The following is an 18364-nucleotide window of genomic DNA, read 5'->3' as shown; positions in this document are numbered from 1 at the left end:
AGAACTTTTATATACTGTGGCCTTCTGTTTGGCGCTCTCGCATGAATTCTTCCGCTTCCTCCCGTCCAGGCCGTTGCGCTCAATGCCAGCGGCCTTTGGCTCGTTGCTTGTGTCCCTTGATTCCTTCAATAGACGCGGCGTGTCCTGTGCTGATCTTGCAGCATCATTCTGAAGCCCGGCATGCGTTGAATACCGCACGTCTGGCGTATTTGGGATTGAGGGGGACGGAGCTATGGGTGGGAGAGCAGTTTGATGAACTGGAGGCCCGCTTGGCACGGGCGCATCGCCCTGTCTTGCTGTTTCCGGGGCCGCAGGCCAAGGTGGCAGGTTCAACAGCCCTGGAAGAGAAACCGGATTTGATTGTGGTGCCAGATGGCACCTGGCGCAAGGCACGTTTGATCCTGCACAGCAATCCGGTCTTGCACACCCTGCCGTATTGGGTGCTGCCTGAAGGAGAGGCGTCGCGCTACCGACTGCGTAAAGCGCCCGACCCTCAGGCCGTATCTACCTTGGAAGCAATTGTCCGGCTGATGCAGATTATGGAGCCGAAGCGGGATTTCAGCCCTTTGTTATGGCCCTTCGAGCATTTGATCGAAGAGCAGATCCAGGCCATGGGCCTGGAAACCTATGAACGTAACTATCCTACTTCCAGGTGAAGTTCAGCTCGCGGGGCTGACCTTCAACAATACTGGCCTGGCGTTCCTGGGTTTGGCCCTGGTAAGTCGCAAACACCTTGTAATTGCCGGGTGCAAGACGAATCAGGCAGTAGGGACCATCGATCAGGCTGTTCAGCACAGTTTGGTCGCCACTATTACGGATAACCAGTTGCACATCGGAGATATAGCCGACGCGCTCGCCCTGGTTGGCTGAAAAATTGACGGACAAGGGAAAGGTGTTGCGCACCATGCGAAACAGTTGGGCTTCATCACTGCCTATCCCGCCGCTAATGTATTCGGTTGAACCGTAGTACTGACTGGGCGGCAACTCCTGAGAGTGCACGACGGGACTGCTCAATAAGGCCAGCGACATGGCAATGCCGATCAAAGAAAGATGAGGTCTCATGAGGTTTCCTTGCTTGAAGTAGGGTGGCTAAGCGGGCCATCAGTGGCCCTGTTGCTGTTATGAGAGGGGGGGAGCGGGCTGTCAGGATGAAAGCTGGGCCACAAAAGAGGCCAGTCATGCTGACGAACGGGTTCCGCCTGGGGATTGAAGCTGCGTTCACGCAGCATTCCGTGCCCATGCTGATTAATGGTAATAACGGTGGTGCAGCGGGTGCCGTAATCGGGGCTGACAATAAATGGGCTGCTTAACAAGCGTTCGTGCTCAAGGCTCAGTCCGGTCTGAGGCAAGTCGGCATCGGCAGCAACTTCCTGATTGCGCAATCCCTGGAACAAGCCTTCTACCGCTTGTGGCGAGCCGTCAAACCGTTGTGCCTGCAAGGTTTCTTTCAGGAACAGGCTTTTGGGCCAAGGCGTGTTAAGCCAGGCATTGCTCAGAATATGCACGCCCGGTTCCAGTTTTTGCGGGCGGCCGCTGGGGTGGCGATTGCTGTAATAGCCCAGACGCACAGGCTGTTGCGTGTCAGGCCACTCCAGAACAAAGAGATTGAAGCCTGCGTAGTCGGCCCCTTCTTTGGCCAACTGTTCAAGATACTCGGCGGGACTGCGCTTATCGACCAGGAACTGAGGGATCAGCTCGCCGCGTGAGCGCTGCTTGCTGTTTTTGCTGCTGGGCGCTTCGCGGTAATTGGTCAGCAGGGCCAGCCGTCCACGGCGTTGTGTCAGGCCCAACCACGTGCCTCCGGCCTGCAGGTCCCGACCCGCCAGAATCTGGGGTTCGTCCTGCCAGGGCTGAGCCGGCTGGCTGGGGCGAGCATGATATTCGTCGCGATTGGCGGCAATAATCAGCGGCCAATCTGCATTAACTCCGACGGCGATATAAGCGATGCACATGTGCCGATTGTAGGATGGCTATGCAGGCTTTGGTAGCCAAAGTACCGCCAAGTTTTGCTTTTTTTCTCGGTATTGAGAATGCCGCTTTGGGCTTGGCGTTCAGGGTTTGAACGCCAGCGTGAAACGGTCTTTGAACGGGCCTCAGGGCGCGGCGTAGTTTTGTGCCAGACGAACGATGGTGACACCAGGGCGTAGCTGGCGCAGTGAAGGCATCACCAAGGTGCAATTATCGTAAGGCGTCAGCAAGGGCTGGCCATCGGCTTGCCCAATCGATGTGCCTGCCTTGGTCAAGGTTTCCAGACCTTGCCAGTTCTGGCTGAAACTGACTTGCATGGAAGGGGCAACAATCGCATGGGTAACTTGCAAAATGCGCTGCTGATCAGGCGAGGCTCGGCGCCAGTCCGCGGGTAAGTCTTCTTTGTCGATAATGTCGGCCGCGAGCAGAAAGCGGGCAATCAGGTCCAGTGCAATAGCTGGCGTATCCGGATCGCCATGAAAGCCGCACTCCAGCAACAGGGAGCGAGTCTCATGGGCATTCGGGTCAGAAAAGCGACCGTAATCGCGCATGCGTACGCCATCCTTGTGGCCCGTATCCACAATGACATGCTCGGGGGCGGCCAAGGCTTGCGCCAGTTCGATATTGCGCGCCAAGGTGCCGGTCAATAGCAAGGGGGCGCTGGGTTCATGCATGGAGTGCAGATCCAGCAACCAGTCGGCTTGTTCCAGCCAAGGCAAGATGGCCCGTGCGCGTCGTTGTTCTTGTGTCTGTGTTTGCGACAGCTTTTGATCGCTCCAGACACGGTTCATGTCTTCGTCCACATAGCGGCTGGCGTCGTGCTGCGCAGGGTCAAAGCGATCAAAGGCGTCCAGATTGCAAAAGGCCAGAATCAGTTTGCCGCGACGGGGCTGCAAGCCGCTGGCGAGTACCGCTTTCAAGGCCCAGGCGCCGCACAGCTCGTTGCCATGGTTCAGGGCGCTGATCATGACGGTACGGCCTGCTTTACCCGAATCCAGACACCACAGGCCAGGAACACCGGTATTGCCCCGACGCTCTTCGTGAATGTCAGGGAAAGAAAGAGAAAATTGCATGGTGAAGACTCCAGCGCTCCGGCAGTCAATCGGGGCGCATGTGTTTTATTCGGCTTGCAGCTTGGCCAGCTCGACCAGACGGGCGTATTTGTCGACCTCTTTGGCCTGGAACTCTGCCGCGTTCATGCCAGGGGCGTAAAGCGTGGCCCCATTGGATTGCATCTTCTCTTGCAGGGTGGCGGACTGCAGGCTGCTGTCCAGAGCCTGGCGCAAGGTGTTGGTGACGGACTCAGGCAAATCCTTGGGACCATACAAACCAAACCAGACGTTGATGTCGACCTTCTCAAAGCCGGGGGTATCGGCCAGCGGCGGGATTTCCGGAGCGGCAGGAGAAGCCTTGGTTTCGGTAATACCCAAAGGCACAATCGCACCGGCGCGCGCTTGTGACAGGCCAGAGGACAGGACAAGATAAGCCGTATCCAGTTGTCCGCTCATCAAGTCCGAGACTAAAGGCGGCACGCCGCGGTAGGGCACGTGCATGGCGGTGGTGCCGGTAGAGGCATTTACCATTTCACCGGCCAGGTGCAGCGTTGTGCCGACGCCCGAGGAACCAAAGCTGAAGGCTTCCGGTTCGGCAGCACGCAGCTTTTGAGCATAGTCTGCAGCAGAGCGAATGCCGGATTCTTTGGAGGCGGCCAGCAGCAAGGGTTGGGACGCAATCATGCCAACGGGCGTGAAGTCTTTTTGCCCGTCGTAGCGCACGGCTTTGTTGATCATGCCGGCGATGATCATTTCGTTGGTGGAGCCCAGCAGCAGGGTATAGCCGTCGGCGGCGGCACGCTGTACACGTTGAGCACCAATGGTGCCACCGGCGCCGCCTGCATTTTCGACCACGACGCTCTGGCCTAAACGGCTGCTCAGCTCTTCAGCCAGCAAACGCGCTGTCAGGTCCACACTGCCGCCAGCAGGGTAGCCCACGACCAGAGTCAGGGGGCGCGAGGGATACGTGTCGGCGTGGCTGACCGAGGCTTGCAGCAGGCTACAGGCGCCCAGAATGCCAAGAACCAAGCTGCGCTTGGAGAAGGAAAAAGACATGATGTGCTCCCCGTTCGATGGATAGGTCTCCGACCAGCGGCCAGGGTTGGCGCTGCGGGCCTGTATATCCTTAGTTATGAAAGGGTATTGTGTCCGTTGCAACGGGTCTGAATGTGCCGTTGCAGCACATGACCGTGCTTTTTCGGATGGGGTGAAGTTAACGACCCTGCTGGGTGAACGCCCAGACAGACTCAGCCAGATCAGAGAGTGGAGCCCGGGAGCGGTACAAGCGCACCTCAAAGGCAATTTCATCGCCTTTGCCGCCCAGTTGCACCAAGGTGCCACGGCGACATTCATTGGCAATCATGGACAGGGGTAACCAGGCGACGCCCATGCCTTTCAGTACCGAACCCATTGCGGTATCCAGCGAGTCGCAACGCACCGTGCTGACCAGCGGGTAAGGAAAGTGGTGCAGCTTGTCGCCCAGAATACGGGCCATGGCCAAACCACCCGAATAAGAGATCAAAGGGATGCTGCGCCCACTATCGGCATTGAGCTCATATAAAGGCGTACCGTTCTTGCGGCGCCCAAATGCCGGATGCGTGACATGGCGCTGTTCTGCCGCCCGGACAAAACTGCCCGCACGAGCCAGGGTCACAAAGTCTTCAAGCAATTTGAGCTGGGACACGAAAGGGGCGCTCCTTACAAGAGGGAAGGCAGGTCAACACCCCAGGCAAGGGGTAAAGAGGGAACAATAACAAAGCCCGATAAAAACGCCCCAAAACTGGCTGAATAGCCAGGATTTGGGGCGTTAGGGACTGCTGAATTTGAGGTGGTGGTATTCAGGCGTGATAGACGTCTTAAAGCATGGCCAGACCGTTGGATTTCTCAACTAGATCGCGGATGCGTACGGCGTCACCAATACGCGAGTAGCGGCCTGAAGAGTTCAGCAGCACAATCGCCACTTCACGATCTTCGATCTTGGTCAGCATGACCAGGCATTCGCCTGCCTCGTTGATGAAGCCGGTTTTGGAAACCTGAATATCCCAGTTGGCGTTCTTCACCAAACGATTGGTGTTGTTGAACACCAGCTGACGACCCCGTACAGGCTGTACCGAATACTGATCGTTCGTGGTGTATTGCTGGATACGGGCATGCTGACTGGTGGCAGTCAGCAGCTTGACCAGATCACGTGGACTGGCCACGTTGTCACTGGACAAGCCGGTGGGTTCCACAAAACGCGTATTGCGCATGCCCAAGGCGCGAGCCTTGTCATTCATGGCGCGCACAAACGCAGGCAGGCCACCAGGGTAGCTGCGGCCCAGTGCATGGGCAGCCCGGTTTTCCGAGGACATCAATGCCAGGTGCATCATGTCGGCACGGCTCAGCTTGGAGCCAACGCTAAGACGCGAGCTGGAGTGTTTGACGCGATCCACATCTTCGTCGATGATCTCCAGCATTTCATCCATGGGCAGGCCGGATTCGGCCACGACCAGGGCGGTCATCAGCTTGGAGATGGAGGCAATGGGGCGCACAGCGTCGCTGTTTTTCTGGTACAGCACGGTGGACGATTCCAGATCCTGCACAAAGGCAATTTCCGAACGCAGGGCTGCATGCTGGATCAGGGCGTCGTGCTTGAGGGCATTAAGAGCGCGGCGGCTGTCGTTTTCGCTGTAGCTGATGGGCTGCAGGTTTTTTTCAAAAACCAGATGCGGCACGTTGTAGCTGATGGCGGCTGTGGCTTCATCCAGTGTGGATGGCTCGGCCAGCGCCAGTGTCTGCGCAAAGGACGAAATCGAAAAAGGCGCTAGAAATAAAACACATAGCGCGCGTCGAATGAATTTGTTTGTTCTGGTCTGAGGCATTTTTCAGTTCCCGGTAGGCGAGAAACAGAAGGGCGGATAGAATTTATGCGCTTATGCTACCAGAAAAAATCCTCTTTATATTAGTATCTTACGGCTCAAAGTTAAAAAAAATTTAAGATATTTGTACCGTATCATCATGAAACTTATTTTTATCTGTATAAAAACACAGCTTATGCCTTTATTGAAATCCCGGAATTATACAAACCCTGTTTTTATAAACAGTTTTTTAAATCCCTTATTTGTTTTTATGGCATTGGGAAGTGTCCCTGCAATAGGGCACAGTGCATCCTTGGCCTGGGATGGCGAACAGCTCAGCAATGCCATCACCACAAGCTCTCCTCGCACGCAACAAAGCTTCATGCCGCCAGAGGCGATACGCTCGCAGGCGAGCACACTGGGGAAGGTGGAGGTCAGCTATGACCATAACGGCCGAGCCGTGCTGAAAAGCCGTCTGTGCTTGCAAGGCGGTTCTTGCGTGGACATGAACGGTTCGGTATTAAGCACGCGGGCCTTTGCCGGCCAGGATGCACGTCATGGCTTTGTGCTGGAGCATGAAGTCTGGAGTTGGGCAGGAAGCACCGAGGCGGTTCGGGTGCGGGCATCGATCCGGGTGAATTACCAGCGATAGCCCGACATGCGGAGACCGTTTCTGCATAAACGATTTAATTCTGCTTGTATTTGATCCACCTCAAAGTACAAGCCTAAAGAAACCTGCGCTACTGCCGATATGTAGTCCTGATGCCCATCGGGCCATAACCAGGACTTGTGCATGAACCCCTCTACTTTGATCGGCATCGTCGCCAGCGTGCTGCTGTTTGCCGTGATCTTGTTTTTTACGGCAGAAAACCCCGCCTTGTTTGTGGACCTGCCCAGTCTGGCCGTGGTGCTGGTGGGCACCTTGGCCGCCACGTTTATCAGCTATCCCTTAAGCGAAGTGGTCCGTATCTTTGGACTGATCGGAACCGTGCTGCGCAACGAGCGCTTGTACACCCAGCAGGACATGGATGAGCTGATCAATATCTCCCGACTGTGGATGATGGGGGATATCCGTGCAGTGGAAGAGGCACTGGAAAAAGTGGCCAACCCGTTTCTGAAAACCGGCGTTCAGTTGGTGATTGACCGGGCTCCCCAGGAAGATATTGAAGATCTTCTGCAATGGCGCATCAGCCGTTTGCGTGCTCGTGAACACGCAGAAGCGCAACTGTTTCGTTTGATGGCCAGCTTTGCGCCCGCCTTCGGCATGGTCGGCACGCTGATTGGCTTGGTCAACCTGATGTTCTTGCTGGGCGATGGTGACATTACCTCGATTGGTCAGCAAATGGCGCTGGCCTTGATGACGACGTTCTACGGTGTGCTGCTCTCCAATCTGGTGTTCAAGCCTGTGGCCGTGAAGCTGGAGCGCCGTACCGAGCAGCGCGTGGTTTTGATGAACATGATCATGCAAGGTGTGTCCATGATGAGCCAGCGTCGTGGCCCGGCCTTGATGCGCGAAACACTCAACTCTTTCATGGCCCAGTATCAGGACGAGATCAATGACCGGGGTGGCCGCGACGATGACGCGGACCCGGCTCCGGAGCGAGGTTGATCCCATGGGAAACATGGAGCAGGACCTGACCCTGGGTGAACTGGCTGACCGCCAGAAAGCCGTACAAAAGGAACTGGAGCAAGCCCGAGGAGCCAAAATTGAACAGCAACTGGCCAGCAATCTGGGCAGCCGCCGTCGCAGCCGCCCCTGGAATGATCCGGGGCTGGCCGTACCCGAGGAGGAAGAGGCCTGGCTGACCACCTACCTGGACATGATGACCTTGTTGCTGGTCTTGATGATTGTGATGCTGTCCTTTGCGGGCAAGCGGGCACAAACGGCTGCGCAAGGGCAAGGCCAGGGCGGGGCGACGGTTGTTGCACAAGCGGGCAAGGATGGAGCCGGTGTGCTGCCTGCAGGCGCGGGTCTGTTTCCTGATGCCGGCCTGGGTGAAGGTCAAGGCAGGGGTAATCATGGTCTGGATCTGGATGGCCTGGGCGACAATATTGACGTGGTCATGAATGATCAGTCCGTGAGCTTTCGCATCAATAGCGAGATCCTGTTCAACTCGGGCGGTGCGGATCTGGGGCTGGAAGGCTTGACGGTTTTGCGTCAATTGGCGGCTGTATTACAAAAATCCACCCATCCGATTGTGATTGAAGGCCATACGGACTCGGTGCCTATTCGCAGCTATCGCTATCCTTCCAACTGGGAGCTGTCCGGTGCACGTGCAGGCAGCGTGGTGCGTTATATGGAAGCCAATGGCATAGGCAGCCAACGCCTGAGCGCGGTCGGTTATGCCGATACCCGTCCTTTAGGTGACAATGCCACGCAGCAAGGACGCGCGACGAATCGACGGGTTGAAATCATTGTGCAGACCCCTCAGCCACAAGCTGAAACCCCCGTGCAATAAGCCTTTAAAACAAAACCCCGGTTTGCGACATACAAACCGGGGTTGTTGTTTTGAGCCTTGCGTTCAACGCGTTCGACGTCAGTCCAGTACGCGTGTGGAGGACGCCAAGGTTCCCAAATCAAACTTGGGCAGATGACGACGCAAGGGCATGATCAGAACGCTGATCAGTACCGGCACGATGGCGGCCAGCAAGAAGGACTCCAGCAAGTAATCCATTGGCCCATCAGGGCGCGGGAACACGGCCAGACCGGCAACCAGACCGCCCAGGGTGCTGATGGTGGCGGTAAAGCCATCGTAGCGGCGGCTATACAAACCAAAGAACACAGGGAACGCCGCTGCCGAGCACAGCAAGTCTGCCAGCAGGAACAGGTACAGCACGCTGAAACCTTGCGAAGAAGCGTACAGCACCGGGATGGAGCAAACCCAGATCAGGGAGCGAGCCAGACTCATCATTTGCGCGGTATTGCGATGGGGCATGATGCGGCCCAGGTCCACCGCAATCAGGCTGGAGACAGCACTGATGGCCGTATCGGCACTGCTCATCACCAGAGACAGGCCCAAAGGAATCAGCAACACCAGGAACCAGACCGGCACATGCGGCAAAATAACGTTGAACAAGGCCACGGAGCTGTCACCGGATGAACCCAGGCCGACAAAAGCCAGGCCAAACAAACCCATCAGGAAAATGAAGGGAGCCACAAACAGGCCACCCAGCAAAAAGCCGCGACGCATGGACTGGGTATCTTTGGCAGCATAAATGCGTTGCCAATTGCCCTGGTGAAACAGGCCGGTTAACAAGATGGCGACAAAGAAGGTCAGCCCGGCTTTGATACCGACCGGGTCGCTGAGCTCGATCAGGCGCGGAGCTTCCAGCTTGACGCTGTCAAACAGCTGTACCGGGCCGCCTACGGCTTGCCAGCCAAACATCACGATCAGGAACAGCATGGGCAGGATGACAAACATCTGCACCTTGTCGGTGAAGATGGACGCACGCAGCCCGCCGTAAGAGGTGTAGATTAGTGTGGCCAGCAGCACAATGCTGGCTGTGACCCACAAAGGAATCGGGGCAATCAGGGTGATCATCTTGGACATGGCGGTGATTTCAGCCGTCATGGAGATGAACATGTAAAACAGCATGATGACCAAGGTCAGCGCATACATGGGGCGACCGTAGCGGGCAATCACAAATTCGCTCAGGCTGTGGCCGCGTGGCAGCAGTTCACGCATGCGTTTGCCCAGCGGAATCATGGCCAGACGGGGCGACATGGAACCGATGGCATAGCCGATGACAGCGCTCAGACCTCCCCAGGTAGCAGCCTGCGCGGGCGAGAACAGAATCCACGCGCCCAGCGAGGAGGCCAGTAAAGTCAGAATGGTGGCGACGGAGCTTTGGCTATTGCGGGCCACCACAAAGTCTTCAAGCGAGTTTTTATAGTGGCGGGCGTACAGCACTCCGGCCAGGGCAAAAGCAGCAGAAAAAACGATCAGCCACAGGAGGGTGGCAGTTTGGTCCAGCATGAGATCTCCCCAAAAGCCTGATTGAACAGGCACAAACCGGCCAAGCTGGCGGGATGCCAGAGCAGGGCGCAGAAAAATGGAGGGATTGAAATGGGGCGTGTGAGCTTGTGAATGCGCCGCACAGACAAGAGCGGGCAGGCTGCCAGGCCGCGTTTCCTTTCCCTTCGCCGGCATGATCCGGATCAGGTTCTAAGGGTTACCGCTTGAATGCGGACTCTCAGCCCGTTAAGGACTCCCCCAGGAACAGGCTGAAAGAGTAGGAGAGCTTCTTTCAAATGTCAATAATACGGTTGAGGCCAATTTATGCTATGGTCTGCCTGCGGCACGGGGTGTCCTTCTTGGAAAGGGCTGAGATAAAACCCGTCGAACCTGATCCAGCTCATACTGGCGAAGGGATGTCCGAAGCCATAGCCCTGCGTCCGAACCGGGCCGACATCCTCGCCGAATTTTTGCAAGGAATGTCATGTCTGTGGAACACGTCTCGGAACTCTCCCAACAACTTGTTCTGGTCACCGGCGGCGCACGCGGCCTGGGGGCTTGTCTGGTACGTGCGTTTGCACGTCAGGGCGCCAAGGTTGTCATCAACTACCTGAAAAGTGAAGCAGCCGCCCAAGCGCTGGCGGCCGAGTTTCCGCAGCAATGTCTGGCTGTGCAGGCCGATGTAACGGACGCCGCTTCTGTGCAAGCCTTGTTTGCCAAGGCCCAGGCGCATTTTGGCCAAGCCATCACTACGGTCGTCAATAACGCCTTGCCTGAATTTTCCTTTAACGGCGATGCCCGTCCTCATGCGGATACCCTGAAGTGGTCGCAACTGAACCAGCAGCTGGAAGGCATTGTGGGCGGTGCCTTGAACACCACACAAGCGGCTTTGCCCGGTATGAAGCAAGCGGGCTTTGGTCGCATCATCAATATTGGTACGAACCTGTTCCAGAACCCCGTGGTGCCTTATCACGACTACACCGCCGCCAAGGCTGCCTTGTTGTCCATGACACGCACCCTGTCACACGATCTGGGACCGGATCAGATTACCGTGAACATGATTTCCGGTGGCTTGCTGCGCACAACGGATGCGTCTGCGGCCACGCCTGAAGCGGTGTTTGATTTGATTGCGGCAAGCACACCGCTGCGTCGCGTGACCACACCCGAAGAATTTGCCGATGCGGCCTTGTTCTTTGCCGGTCCGTGGGCTCGTGCCGTAACAGGACAGAATCTGGTTGTTGACGGTGGATTGGTGAAAAACGGATGAGACAGCTGCATTTCAATTTGTTCATCATGGGCTGCGGGCATCACAAAGCAGCCTGGCGTCACCCGGATTCGCAGGTCGAGCGTTTAGGCGATGTGCGGTTCTATGAAGAACTGACGCAGATCGCGGAACGCGGCAAGCTGGACGCCATTTTTTTCGCCGATGGCCAGTCCAGCGATAACGTATCTGATGGCCCACGCTGGTTTCTGGAACCCTTGACCATGATGGCCGCGCTGGCGCGAGCCACCGAGCGTATCGGCCTGATCAGCACCGTTTCCAGCACTTTTTACACGCCCTTTGTGGCAGCGCGCATGTTGTGTTCGTTGGATCACGTGTCCAAAGGACGCATGGGCTGGAATGTGGTCACGTCCATGTTCGATTCGGAGGCACGTAATCACGGTTACGAAGCCATGCCTGACCATGCCTGGCGCTACGCGCGGGCTGAAGAATTTGTGGATACGGCCCTGAAACTGTTCGACTCCTGGAGCGACAGCGCCTTGGTCATGGACCGAAAGGGTGATTACGCCAAAGTGGATCAGGTGCGCCAGATCCTGCACAAGGGCGATCACTTTTTGGTTGATGGCCCCTTGACCTTGCCGCGCTCGCCGCAAGGCCAGCCTGTGTTGTTTCAAGCGGGTGCCTCTGAACAAGGCCGGGATTTGGCTGCACGCAAAGCCGAGGCTATTTATGCCGTGGCGTATGACTTGCCTTCGGCTCAATCCTATTACCGCGATATCAAACGACGCGTGCGTGAAACGGGTCGAGGCGTGGATGTGCCCGTAATGCCAGGTCTGGTGACTTATGTGGGTTCCACCATGGAAGAGGCACGCCGCAAGCAGCAGGAACTGGATGAGCTTTTGCCAGCCGAGACTTCCTTGCGTCAGCTGGGCATGTTTGTCGGCCAGGACTGCATGAACTGGGAGCTGGATGCGCCTGTGCCACCGCTACCGCCTTTGGAAAGCTTCAAAGGTCCCAAAGGACGCTATGCCACCATGCTGCGTATTGTGGAGATGGAAAAACCGACAGTACGTCAATTGCTGGGACGGATCGCTGCCGGTGGTGGTCATTGCACCATGGTCGGTACGCCGGAATCCATTGCCGATCAGATTGAGCAATGGTGGCGCAATGAAGGCGCGGATGGTTTTAATCTGATGCCACCTTCCTTGCCCAATGGCATTCGTGATTTTGTTGAGCAGGTGATTCCGGTTCTGCAAAAACGCGGTCTGTTCCGCCAGGAATACGAGCACGCCACCTTGCGTGGCCATCTTGGCCTGGAGCGTCCCGCGGCTTGATGCCCGGATCAGAAAATAGCGGACATTTCCATGGACGGATTTGTCCGCTTTTTCCCTAGGGGGAAGGGGCTACGAAGTTCCTGAAGTTTGCTATCCTTAATGCTTTAATTGTCGCCTGCTTAACGAGCAGCGAGCTGTATAGGGATCGCACTATGAAAACCGCCGTTGTCACCGGGGCCTCCTCAGGGTTTGGGGCTGCGCTTGCCCGTAAATTGGTATCTGAAGGACATACTGTGCTGGGTCTGGCGCGTCGTCAGGACAAGCTGGATGCTCTGGCGGCCGAGCTGGGCGAGCGTTTTGTACCGGTCAGCGTGGATTTGACTGATCGCGCGCGTGCCGAGGCGGTTTTGACCGATCTGACAGCTCGTTACCCCCAAATCGACGTACTGATCAATAACGCCGGCTTGGCGCTGGGCGTGGACAAGGCGCAAGACGCCAGGATGGATCAGTGGGACACCATGGTGGCCACCAATATCAGCGCGTTGCTGCACATTACGCACGCCTTGCTGCCAGGTATGGTCAAGCAGAACAAGGGCCACATCATCAATCTGGGCTCGACCGCGGGCGAATACGCTTACGCGGGTGGCAATGTGTACGGCGCTACCAAGGCTTTTGTTCATCATCTGGGCATGAATCTGCGCGCCGACCTGTCGGGCACAGCAGTTCGTGTGTCTACCGTGGCTCCTGGCCTCTGTTCCGGCACGGACTTCTCTACCGTTCGTCTGGGCGATAAAGATAAAGCCGCTGCGCTTTACCAGAACGTGGATGCGTTGACGCCCGAGGATATCGCCAACACCATTGCCTGGATCATGAATGCGCCTGCCCATATGAACGTCAACTACATCGAGTTGATGCCTGTGGCGCAAAGCTTTGCAGGCTTGAGCGTGCATCGCAAGGCTTAAGCTTGGTGACTGGCCCTGGTCTGGCTTGATTAGACTTGGGCTCCGGTCTTACACTGCAAACGTCTTCAGGGCGGGGTGAAATTCCCCACCGGCGGTAAGGGAGCCATTCCCCAGCCCGCGAGCGCTTTCCCCTTGGGAAAGGTCAGCAGATCAGGTGAGAAACCTGGGCCGACGGTGAGAGTCCGGATGAAAGAAGATGAAGCATCGCTGCCGTGTGATCAAGGCAGCGACGTGTTTTATTGCTGCCCGGAGGACGCATTGTTTAATCAAGGATGCGTTCAAATGAAAAATCTGAAAATCTCCCCTGCATTAGCCGTTGGTCTTTTGCATGAATTCTGCGAAGGAGCGTGCTGATGTATACCGGAATTGTTAAAGCGGTTCGTCCTCTTACTGCGGTCAAGGCCGAGCTGGGCCGTACCGAGTTTGAAATTGAGTTCACCGACGAATTGCTGGTGGATCTGCAACTGGGCGCCAGTGTCAGCGTGGAAGGCACATGCCTGAGCGTGACCAGTATTTCCGGCCCCAAAGTCACTTTTGATGCGATTCCCGTCACGCTGGAGCGGACGAACCTGGGCACGCTCAAGACGGGTGATCTGGTCAATATCGAACGATCGGCCAAGCTGAACGAGGAAATTGGTGGTCATGTGATGGCTGGCCATATCGCAACGACTGCTGAAGTGCTGGAATTGAGCATTACCGAGGCCGGTAACCGTCTGCGGTTTCAGATGCCGGAAGACTGGGCGAAATATGTGTTCCCGCGTGGTTTTCTTGGTGTTAATGGCTGCAGCCTGACCGTGGCGGACGTGGAAGATGGCGTTGTGACCATCAATCTGATTCCCGAAACATTGCGCCAGACAACATTTTCTCGTTACAAGGCGGGCGATAGGCTCAATATCGAAGTGGATCAGCAGACGGTTGTTCTGGTCGATGTGCTGGAGCGTACGGTGGCAGGAACCTTGTCGCGCGTGATGCCTGGTTTGAAAGGCTGATTAGCCTTTTGAATGAAGTGAAAAGGGCCGCTAGTTCTAAAACTGGCGGCCCTTTTTTGTGTGTCGGTGCTTTTTAGGCGCACATAAAGCTCGGGATGAAATGCAGTACAGGTGCTTGAGAACATAGCCACTCTAGTGACGATCAGCCATTTTCCAATAGTCTGATGCGCTGCGCACCAAGACTTGATCCGCTATTGATTCAGTGTTTCCAAGACAAAATCAGCGCGGTTTTCTACGCTTGTTTTTGGCAGCAGGTGTACTTGGTATTCCAACAGGGGATAGACACGCTCCAGACGCTCATACTCATGCAAAGCGGCGTCCATATCGTGACGGCGTTCTGGATCAGCTTTGTATATTTCCGGCCAGGGAGGCGTTAAGAACACCTGTGAATGATAAGGGTGAGTCTTGTTGAGTTCGTCCAGCAGTGGGGTGCCTGTTAATTCCTCTAAAGCAGCTGCCGCATCAATCAATCCTCGATCAAAAAATACCCAAGGGTCATCTTTGGGCGCGTTTGAGTAGTCAGTCTGCGCGACCTTTATCGCTTCTTTCAGGAATGCCTCCATATCCTGCCAGGGGAGGGCAGAGCCACCATTGGCCACCTGCTCCTGAACGATACGCCGTCCAGGCTCCTGGATAACCGTATAGCCACGATTTTGCAGCTCGGATAACAGAGTAGATTTGCCGCCGCCGGAGCAGCCGGAGATGAGGACAAATGTAGACATAAAGAAATCCAGATTGACAGAGGATAAAGGCTTGGCGACGATGCGCTGCGCTCCGAAACTAAGACCGGAGGGAAGGAGGCGGCTTTATTTTAAGGCTGGGGCGGGAAATGGTGAAATGCCTGGCCTAGAGTACATAACTTCCTAACGCGCTGGTAGGTAGAGATCTTTCATAAATAAAAAAATGCAATTAACGGAAAAGAAATATAAGCATTGAAAAAAACGTCTTCAACAAAATGAGGGCGGTTTTGGTGACGAAGCTGCAGGGTGACGCGGCTCGCTACCGATCAACGCATGGGCACACGTGTACAGTCTGATGCATTCTGTTCGGATTTCCGTCTTTTTAGAGTTTGTTCTGTTCGGATATTCGAACAGAAAGGGGGCGTATTGTTGGCGCTAATACAATCAGTACACAAAAAATGACTTGTTTTTCAATAGTCTAATGTCAGTAAAGAGTTTTGGCACAGTTGTTGCTTTTAACTCCGTACAAGAACCCCAGTATTGGGGCCCTTAATAAAAACGGAGAGATGACATGACTGATTGCGCCGCAACGGCTAACACTCGTCTGGAGAAAGACCTGCTGGGTACGCGCCCCGTACCTGACTCGGTGTATTTTGGCGTACATACCTTGCGAGCCGTCGAAAACTTCAGGATTACAGCGACAACTATCGCCAACTACCCCGATTTGATTCGAGCCTTGGCACAGATTAAAGCGTCCGCCGCACAGGCCAACCATGCGCTGGGGGCGCTGAATGCCGCCAAGAAAGAAGCGATTGTGCAGGCGTGCCGGGAAATTGAGGCTGGCCAGCATCACGACCATTTTGTGGTGGATGTGATTCAGGGAGGTGCAGGAACTTCTACCAATATGAATGCGAATGAAGTGATCGCTAACCGTGCTCTGGAAATTCTGGGTCACCAACGCGGGCAGTACGCGTTCCTTCACCCTAATGAGGATGTAAACCTGGGGCAATCTACCAATGATGTCTACCCCACCGCCTTGAAACTGGCTGCCTATCAGGGTGCGACCCGTTTACTGACTGCCTTGGAGTATTTGCAGCAAGCCTTTGATCGCAAAGCTCACGCTTTCAAAGATTTGTTGAAAATGGGGCGCACGCAGTTGCAGGAAGCAGTCCCCATGACCCTAGGGCAAGAGTTTGCGGTTTACGCCGGCATGATTGCCAAAGATCGCCTGTGTCTGACCGAGGCCATGCAAGAGCTGTGTGAAATCAATCTAGGCGCGACGGCGATCGGGACGGGGATCAATACGGAGCCACGCTATGCCGAACTGGTTACGCGCCAGTTGTCCTCGAACACGGGTATCAGTCTGCGTAGCGCATCGGATCTGATTCTGGCCACGCAGGACTGCAGCGCGTTCGTACAGTTGTCCGGTGCCTTGAAACGCATTGCCGTCACCTTGTCCAAGACTTGCAACGACTTGCGTCTGCTCTCAAGTGGTCCACGTGCAGGCATTGGTGAGATCAATTTGCCTCCTCGCCAGGCTGGCTCTTCCATCATGCCCGGTAAAGTCAATCCTGTTATCCCAGAGGCCGTCAGTCAGATTGCCTTTGAAGTCTTTGGTAATGATGTGACTGTCTCCTTTGCGGCCGAAGCCGGTCAGCTTCAACTTAACGCGTTTGAGCCCATTATCGCCCACAGTCTCTACAAGAGCCTGCGTCATCTGCAACGTGGATGCATGATTTTGGCCGACTACTGCGTGGACGCGATTACCGCCAATCCCCAGCGTCTGGCAGACAGTGTCAGCAACTCCATCGGCTTGGTCACGGCGCTTAATCCGCTGATCGGCTACACCGCGGCCACCGCTATTGCCAAGCAGGCGCATGAAACCGGTAAAGGGGTGGCTGAGCTGATTCTGGAGCAAGGTTTGTTAAGCGCGGACGAGCTGACTCAGGCCTTACAGCCTGAGCAACTGATCGCGCCGCGCGCCTCCAAAACCACTGAACAAACTCTTTAATTAAAAACCGACAGGCCCGCGCACGGGCCGATACGGGAGATGAACGCATGAAGCTGAATAAGCAAACCACATGGATTCTGATTGCCATGGTACTGGGCGTGGTAGTGGGTTATATCTGCCACAAGATGGCCGACACCCCTGAACAGGCGCATGCCATTGCCAGCTACTTTGGCATGGTGACGGATATGTTCCTGCGCTTGATCAAGATGATCATTGCTCCGTTGATTTTCGCCACGCTGGTTGCTGGTATGGCCAGCATGGATGATGCAGCAACTGTTGGTCGTATCGGGGGCCGTGCTGTGGGTTGGTTTTTGCTGGCCTCGCTGGTATCGCTGACGGTAGGGCTGATTTTTGCCAATATTTTCCAACCTGGTGCGAATGTTGGCATTCCCTTGCCTGCCGAATCGGCTCATTTGGGGGTGGATACCTCGGCGCTGAATCTGAAAACGTTTCTGACGCATGTTGTGCCACGTAACTTTTTTGAATCCATGTCCAAGAACGAGATTTTGCAGATCCTGGTGTTCTCGGTATTTTTTGGACTGGCCTTGGGCAAAGTGCGTGGCAATCCTCAGGCCAACATCCTGGCGCAAACGATTGAGGGCGCAGTGCCAGTGATGCTGACCGTCACCAACTACGTCATGTACTTTGCACCACTGGGCGTGTTTGCCGCTGTTGCCAATATCATCACGACCGAAGGGCTGGGTATTTTGGCCGTCTATGGCAAGTTTCTGGGCAGCTTTTATGCCACCTTGGTGGTGCTGTGGGCGATTTTGCTTGCCGCGGGATTTTTGGTGCTCAAGGGCCGGGTATTCACCCTGTTCAAAGAAATCCGCCAACCGATGTTACTGGGCTTTTCTACGGCCTCCAGCGAAGCCGCCTATCCTCGTTTGATGGAAAAACTGGAAGTGTTCGGTGTACGCAAGCGTGTTATCGGTTTTGTCCTCCCGCTGGGTTATTCCTTTAACCTGGATGGCTCCATGATCTATACCGCTTTTGCGGCGCTGTTTATCTCTCAGGCATATGACGTGCCGCTCACCATGCAACAGCAAATTATCATGCTGTTGGTGTTGATGATTTCCAGTAAAGGTATTGCCGGCGTACCACGCTCAGCGCTGGTCGTCGTGGCAGCAGTTTTGCCTATGTTTGGGCTGCCTGAGGCTGGTGTATTATTGATCATGGGCATTGATCACTTTCTGGACATGGGCCGCACTGCGACAAATGTATTGGGTAACGGCATTGCCACAGCCGTTGTCGCTAAATGGGAAGGTGCCATCGATGCGCCTGACCAGGCGGACAGCAAGGCGACAGGCTCACCACAGCCCCAGCCCCAGCCCGAGCAGGCAGGCCCAGACTCAGCACCCGCTGTCGCCTGACGTCTTCCGTGTCGATATAGCGGCTGTCTACTAAATATTC

At 55.5% G+C, this 18364-nt stretch carries 19 protein-coding genes and 3 riboswitches; of the genes, 11 read left to right on the top strand and 8 right to left on the bottom strand.

Translation table 11 applies throughout. The features are described from left to right. Positions 1 to 41: 41 nt before the first annotated feature. Positions 42 to 656 carry a tRNA-uridine aminocarboxypropyltransferase gene (locus tag KOE80_RS17455; RefSeq protein ID WP_226349603.1) on the top strand — a complete coding sequence of 205 codons (615 nt, stop codon included), beginning with the start codon at positions 42 to 44 and terminating at the stop codon, positions 654 to 656. Here the strand turns inward: KOE80_RS17455 and KOE80_RS17450 are convergent. From KOE80_RS17450 to pbpG, 6 genes are all read right to left on the bottom strand, one after another. Continuing rightward, the gene (locus tag KOE80_RS17450) at positions 643 to 1062 is read right to left on the bottom strand and encodes a carboxypeptidase-like regulatory domain-containing protein (RefSeq protein ID WP_042480454.1); all 420 of its coding nucleotides are present in this window, start codon (positions 1060 to 1062) and stop codon (positions 643 to 645) included. The two genes, KOE80_RS17455 and KOE80_RS17450, sit on opposite strands and share 14 nt — an antisense overlap. Beyond that, entirely contained in the window at positions 1059 to 1952 is an 894-nt protein-coding gene (locus KOE80_RS17445; protein WP_226349602.1) for an NRDE family protein, read from the bottom strand. The genes KOE80_RS17450 and KOE80_RS17445 overlap by 4 nt, the downstream gene beginning before the upstream one ends. A 141-nt stretch (positions 1953 to 2093) precedes the next feature. Further along, positions 2094 to 3041 (bottom strand): succinylglutamate desuccinylase/aspartoacylase family protein, encoded by a 948-nt coding sequence (locus tag KOE80_RS17440; protein WP_226349601.1) that lies wholly within the window; start codon positions 3039 to 3041, stop codon positions 2094 to 2096. Between the two features lie 45 nt (positions 3042 to 3086). Next, a complete protein-coding gene (locus KOE80_RS17435; RefSeq protein WP_045931380.1) occupies positions 3087 to 4076 on the bottom strand; it encodes a Bug family tripartite tricarboxylate transporter substrate binding protein in 990 nt (329 codons plus the stop codon). A gap of 157 nt (positions 4077 to 4233) precedes the next feature. After that, a complete protein-coding gene (locus KOE80_RS17430) occupies positions 4234 to 4704 on the bottom strand; it encodes a LysR substrate-binding domain-containing protein (protein ID WP_226349600.1) in 471 nt (156 codons plus the stop codon). Positions 4705 to 4876: 172 nt separating this feature from the next. Then, positions 4877 to 5881 (bottom strand): D-alanyl-D-alanine endopeptidase, encoded by a 1005-nt coding sequence (gene pbpG / locus KOE80_RS17425; protein WP_086060509.1) that lies wholly within the window; start codon positions 5879 to 5881, stop codon positions 4877 to 4879. A 247-nt stretch (positions 5882 to 6128) separates the two neighbouring features. Here pbpG and KOE80_RS17420 point away from each other — a divergent pair, with 247 nt between their 5' ends. The 3 genes from KOE80_RS17420 to KOE80_RS17410 all read left to right on the top strand — a co-directional run bounded on the left by KOE80_RS17420 (position 6129) and on the right by KOE80_RS17410 (position 8316). After that, positions 6129 to 6509 (top strand): flagellar protein FlhE, encoded by a 381-nt coding sequence (locus KOE80_RS17420; RefSeq protein ID WP_042480468.1) that lies wholly within the window; start codon positions 6129 to 6131, stop codon positions 6507 to 6509. Between the two features lie 141 nt (positions 6510 to 6650). Further along, complete coding sequence (locus tag KOE80_RS17415; protein WP_009454185.1) at positions 6651 to 7466, top strand: motility protein A; 816 nt, start codon at positions 6651 to 6653, stop codon at positions 7464 to 7466. Between the two features lie 4 nt (positions 7467 to 7470). Continuing rightward, on the top strand, positions 7471 to 8316 hold the full coding sequence (locus KOE80_RS17410) for a flagellar motor protein MotB (RefSeq protein ID WP_223254033.1): 846 nt from the start codon (positions 7471 to 7473) through the stop codon (positions 8314 to 8316). A 78-nt stretch (positions 8317 to 8394) separates the two neighbouring features. On the opposite strand, the gene KOE80_RS17405 is transcribed toward KOE80_RS17410, so the two are convergent. Further along, a complete protein-coding gene (locus KOE80_RS17405; protein WP_063693815.1) occupies positions 8395 to 9834 on the bottom strand; it encodes a sodium:solute symporter family protein in 1440 nt (479 codons plus the stop codon). A 141-nt stretch (positions 9835 to 9975) separates the two neighbouring features. Further along, positions 9976 to 10083, bottom strand: a riboswitch (TPP riboswitch). Positions 10084 to 10149: 66 nt separating this feature from the next. Further along, positions 10150 to 10247: riboswitch (TPP riboswitch) on the top strand. Positions 10248 to 10297: 50 nt separating this feature from the next. On the opposite strand from KOE80_RS17405, the gene KOE80_RS17400 reads away from it, so the two are divergent. The 5 genes from KOE80_RS17400 (at position 10298) to KOE80_RS17380 (ending at position 14260) form a co-directional block, all read left to right on the top strand. Continuing rightward, complete coding sequence (locus KOE80_RS17400; RefSeq protein WP_042480475.1) at positions 10298 to 11080, top strand: 3-oxoacyl-ACP reductase; 783 nt, start codon at positions 10298 to 10300, stop codon at positions 11078 to 11080. Further along, positions 11077 to 12369 carry an LLM class flavin-dependent oxidoreductase gene (locus KOE80_RS17395; protein ID WP_109088588.1) on the top strand — a complete coding sequence of 431 codons (1293 nt, stop codon included), beginning with the start codon at positions 11077 to 11079 and terminating at the stop codon, positions 12367 to 12369. The genes KOE80_RS17400 and KOE80_RS17395 overlap by 4 nt, the downstream gene beginning before the upstream one ends. Before the next feature lie 152 nt (positions 12370 to 12521). After that, a complete protein-coding gene (locus tag KOE80_RS17390) occupies positions 12522 to 13271 on the top strand; it encodes an SDR family NAD(P)-dependent oxidoreductase (RefSeq protein WP_042480482.1) in 750 nt (249 codons plus the stop codon). Positions 13272 to 13328: 57 nt separating this feature from the next. Further along, positions 13329 to 13473: riboswitch (FMN riboswitch) on the top strand. Beyond that, entirely contained in the window at positions 13458 to 13625 is a 168-nt protein-coding gene (locus KOE80_RS17385) for a hypothetical protein (RefSeq protein WP_157664295.1), read from the top strand. It overlaps the preceding riboswitch by 16 nt. Next, complete coding sequence (locus KOE80_RS17380; protein WP_226349599.1) at positions 13625 to 14260, top strand: riboflavin synthase subunit alpha; 636 nt, start codon at positions 13625 to 13627, stop codon at positions 14258 to 14260. Before KOE80_RS17385 ends, KOE80_RS17380 begins: the two co-directional genes overlap by 1 nt. Positions 14261 to 14451: 191 nt before the next feature. Here the strand turns inward: KOE80_RS17380 and KOE80_RS17375 are convergent, their stop codons facing one another. Beyond that, positions 14452 to 14982, bottom strand: coding sequence for an AAA family ATPase (locus KOE80_RS17375; RefSeq protein ID WP_226349598.1), 531 nt, complete (start codon positions 14980 to 14982; stop codon positions 14452 to 14454). Positions 14983 to 15511: 529 nt separating this feature from the next. Between KOE80_RS17375 and KOE80_RS17370 the strand changes: the two genes are divergently transcribed. Next, positions 15512 to 16951: an aspartate ammonia-lyase gene (locus KOE80_RS17370; RefSeq protein WP_042480490.1), complete on the top strand. Its 1440-nt coding sequence runs from the start codon at positions 15512 to 15514 to the stop codon at positions 16949 to 16951. Between the two features lie 47 nt (positions 16952 to 16998). After that, positions 16999 to 18324, top strand: a complete 1326-nt coding sequence (locus KOE80_RS17365) for a dicarboxylate/amino acid:cation symporter (protein ID WP_226349597.1) — start codon at positions 16999 to 17001, stop codon at positions 18322 to 18324. Positions 18325 to 18364 lie beyond the last annotated feature (40 nt).

This window comes from Alcaligenes sp. 13f (assembly GCF_020496585.1).
Classification (GTDB): domain Bacteria; phylum Pseudomonadota; class Gammaproteobacteria; order Burkholderiales; family Burkholderiaceae_B; genus Alcaligenes; species Alcaligenes phenolicus.
This window is presented reverse-complemented; position numbering and strand designations above follow the sequence as displayed.

What these genes read in the sequence shown, in the direction of transcription:
- KOE80_RS17455 (WP_226349603.1), top strand. Translation starts at nt 42, where the DNA reads ATGAATTCTTCCGCTTCCTCCCGTCCAGGCCGTTGCGCTCAATGCCAG.
- KOE80_RS17450 (WP_042480454.1), bottom strand. Translation starts at nt 1,062, where the DNA reads ATGAGACCTCATCTTTCTTTGATCGGCATTGCCATGTCGCTGGCCTTA.
- KOE80_RS17445 (WP_226349602.1), bottom strand. Translation starts at nt 1,952, where the DNA reads ATGTGCATCGCTTATATCGCCGTCGGAGTTAATGCAGATTGGCCGCTG.
- KOE80_RS17440 (WP_226349601.1), bottom strand. Translation starts at nt 3,041, where the DNA reads ATGCAATTTTCTCTTTCTTTCCCTGACATTCACGAAGAGCGTCGGGGC.
- KOE80_RS17435 (WP_045931380.1), bottom strand. Translation starts at nt 4,076, where the DNA reads ATGTCTTTTTCCTTCTCCAAGCGCAGCTTGGTTCTTGGCATTCTGGGC.
- pbpG (WP_086060509.1), bottom strand. Translation starts at nt 5,881, where the DNA reads ATGCCTCAGACCAGAACAAACAAATTCATTCGACGCGCGCTATGTGTT.
- KOE80_RS17420 (WP_042480468.1), top strand. Translation starts at nt 6,129, where the DNA reads ATGGCATTGGGAAGTGTCCCTGCAATAGGGCACAGTGCATCCTTGGCC.
- KOE80_RS17415 (WP_009454185.1), top strand. Translation starts at nt 6,651, where the DNA reads ATGAACCCCTCTACTTTGATCGGCATCGTCGCCAGCGTGCTGCTGTTT.
- KOE80_RS17410 (WP_223254033.1), top strand. Translation starts at nt 7,471, where the DNA reads ATGGGAAACATGGAGCAGGACCTGACCCTGGGTGAACTGGCTGACCGC.
- KOE80_RS17405 (WP_063693815.1), bottom strand. Translation starts at nt 9,834, where the DNA reads ATGCTGGACCAAACTGCCACCCTCCTGTGGCTGATCGTTTTTTCTGCT.
- KOE80_RS17400 (WP_042480475.1), top strand. Translation starts at nt 10,298, where the DNA reads ATGTCTGTGGAACACGTCTCGGAACTCTCCCAACAACTTGTTCTGGTC.
- KOE80_RS17395 (WP_109088588.1), top strand. Translation starts at nt 11,077, where the DNA reads ATGAGACAGCTGCATTTCAATTTGTTCATCATGGGCTGCGGGCATCAC.
- KOE80_RS17390 (WP_042480482.1), top strand. Translation starts at nt 12,522, where the DNA reads ATGAAAACCGCCGTTGTCACCGGGGCCTCCTCAGGGTTTGGGGCTGCG.
- KOE80_RS17385 (WP_157664295.1), top strand. Translation starts at nt 13,458, where the DNA reads ATGAAAGAAGATGAAGCATCGCTGCCGTGTGATCAAGGCAGCGACGTG.
- KOE80_RS17380 (WP_226349599.1), top strand. Translation starts at nt 13,625, where the DNA reads ATGTATACCGGAATTGTTAAAGCGGTTCGTCCTCTTACTGCGGTCAAG.
- KOE80_RS17375 (WP_226349598.1), bottom strand. Translation starts at nt 14,982, where the DNA reads ATGTCTACATTTGTCCTCATCTCCGGCTGCTCCGGCGGCGGCAAATCT.
- KOE80_RS17370 (WP_042480490.1), top strand. Translation starts at nt 15,512, where the DNA reads ATGACTGATTGCGCCGCAACGGCTAACACTCGTCTGGAGAAAGACCTG.
- KOE80_RS17365 (WP_226349597.1), top strand. Translation starts at nt 16,999, where the DNA reads ATGAAGCTGAATAAGCAAACCACATGGATTCTGATTGCCATGGTACTG.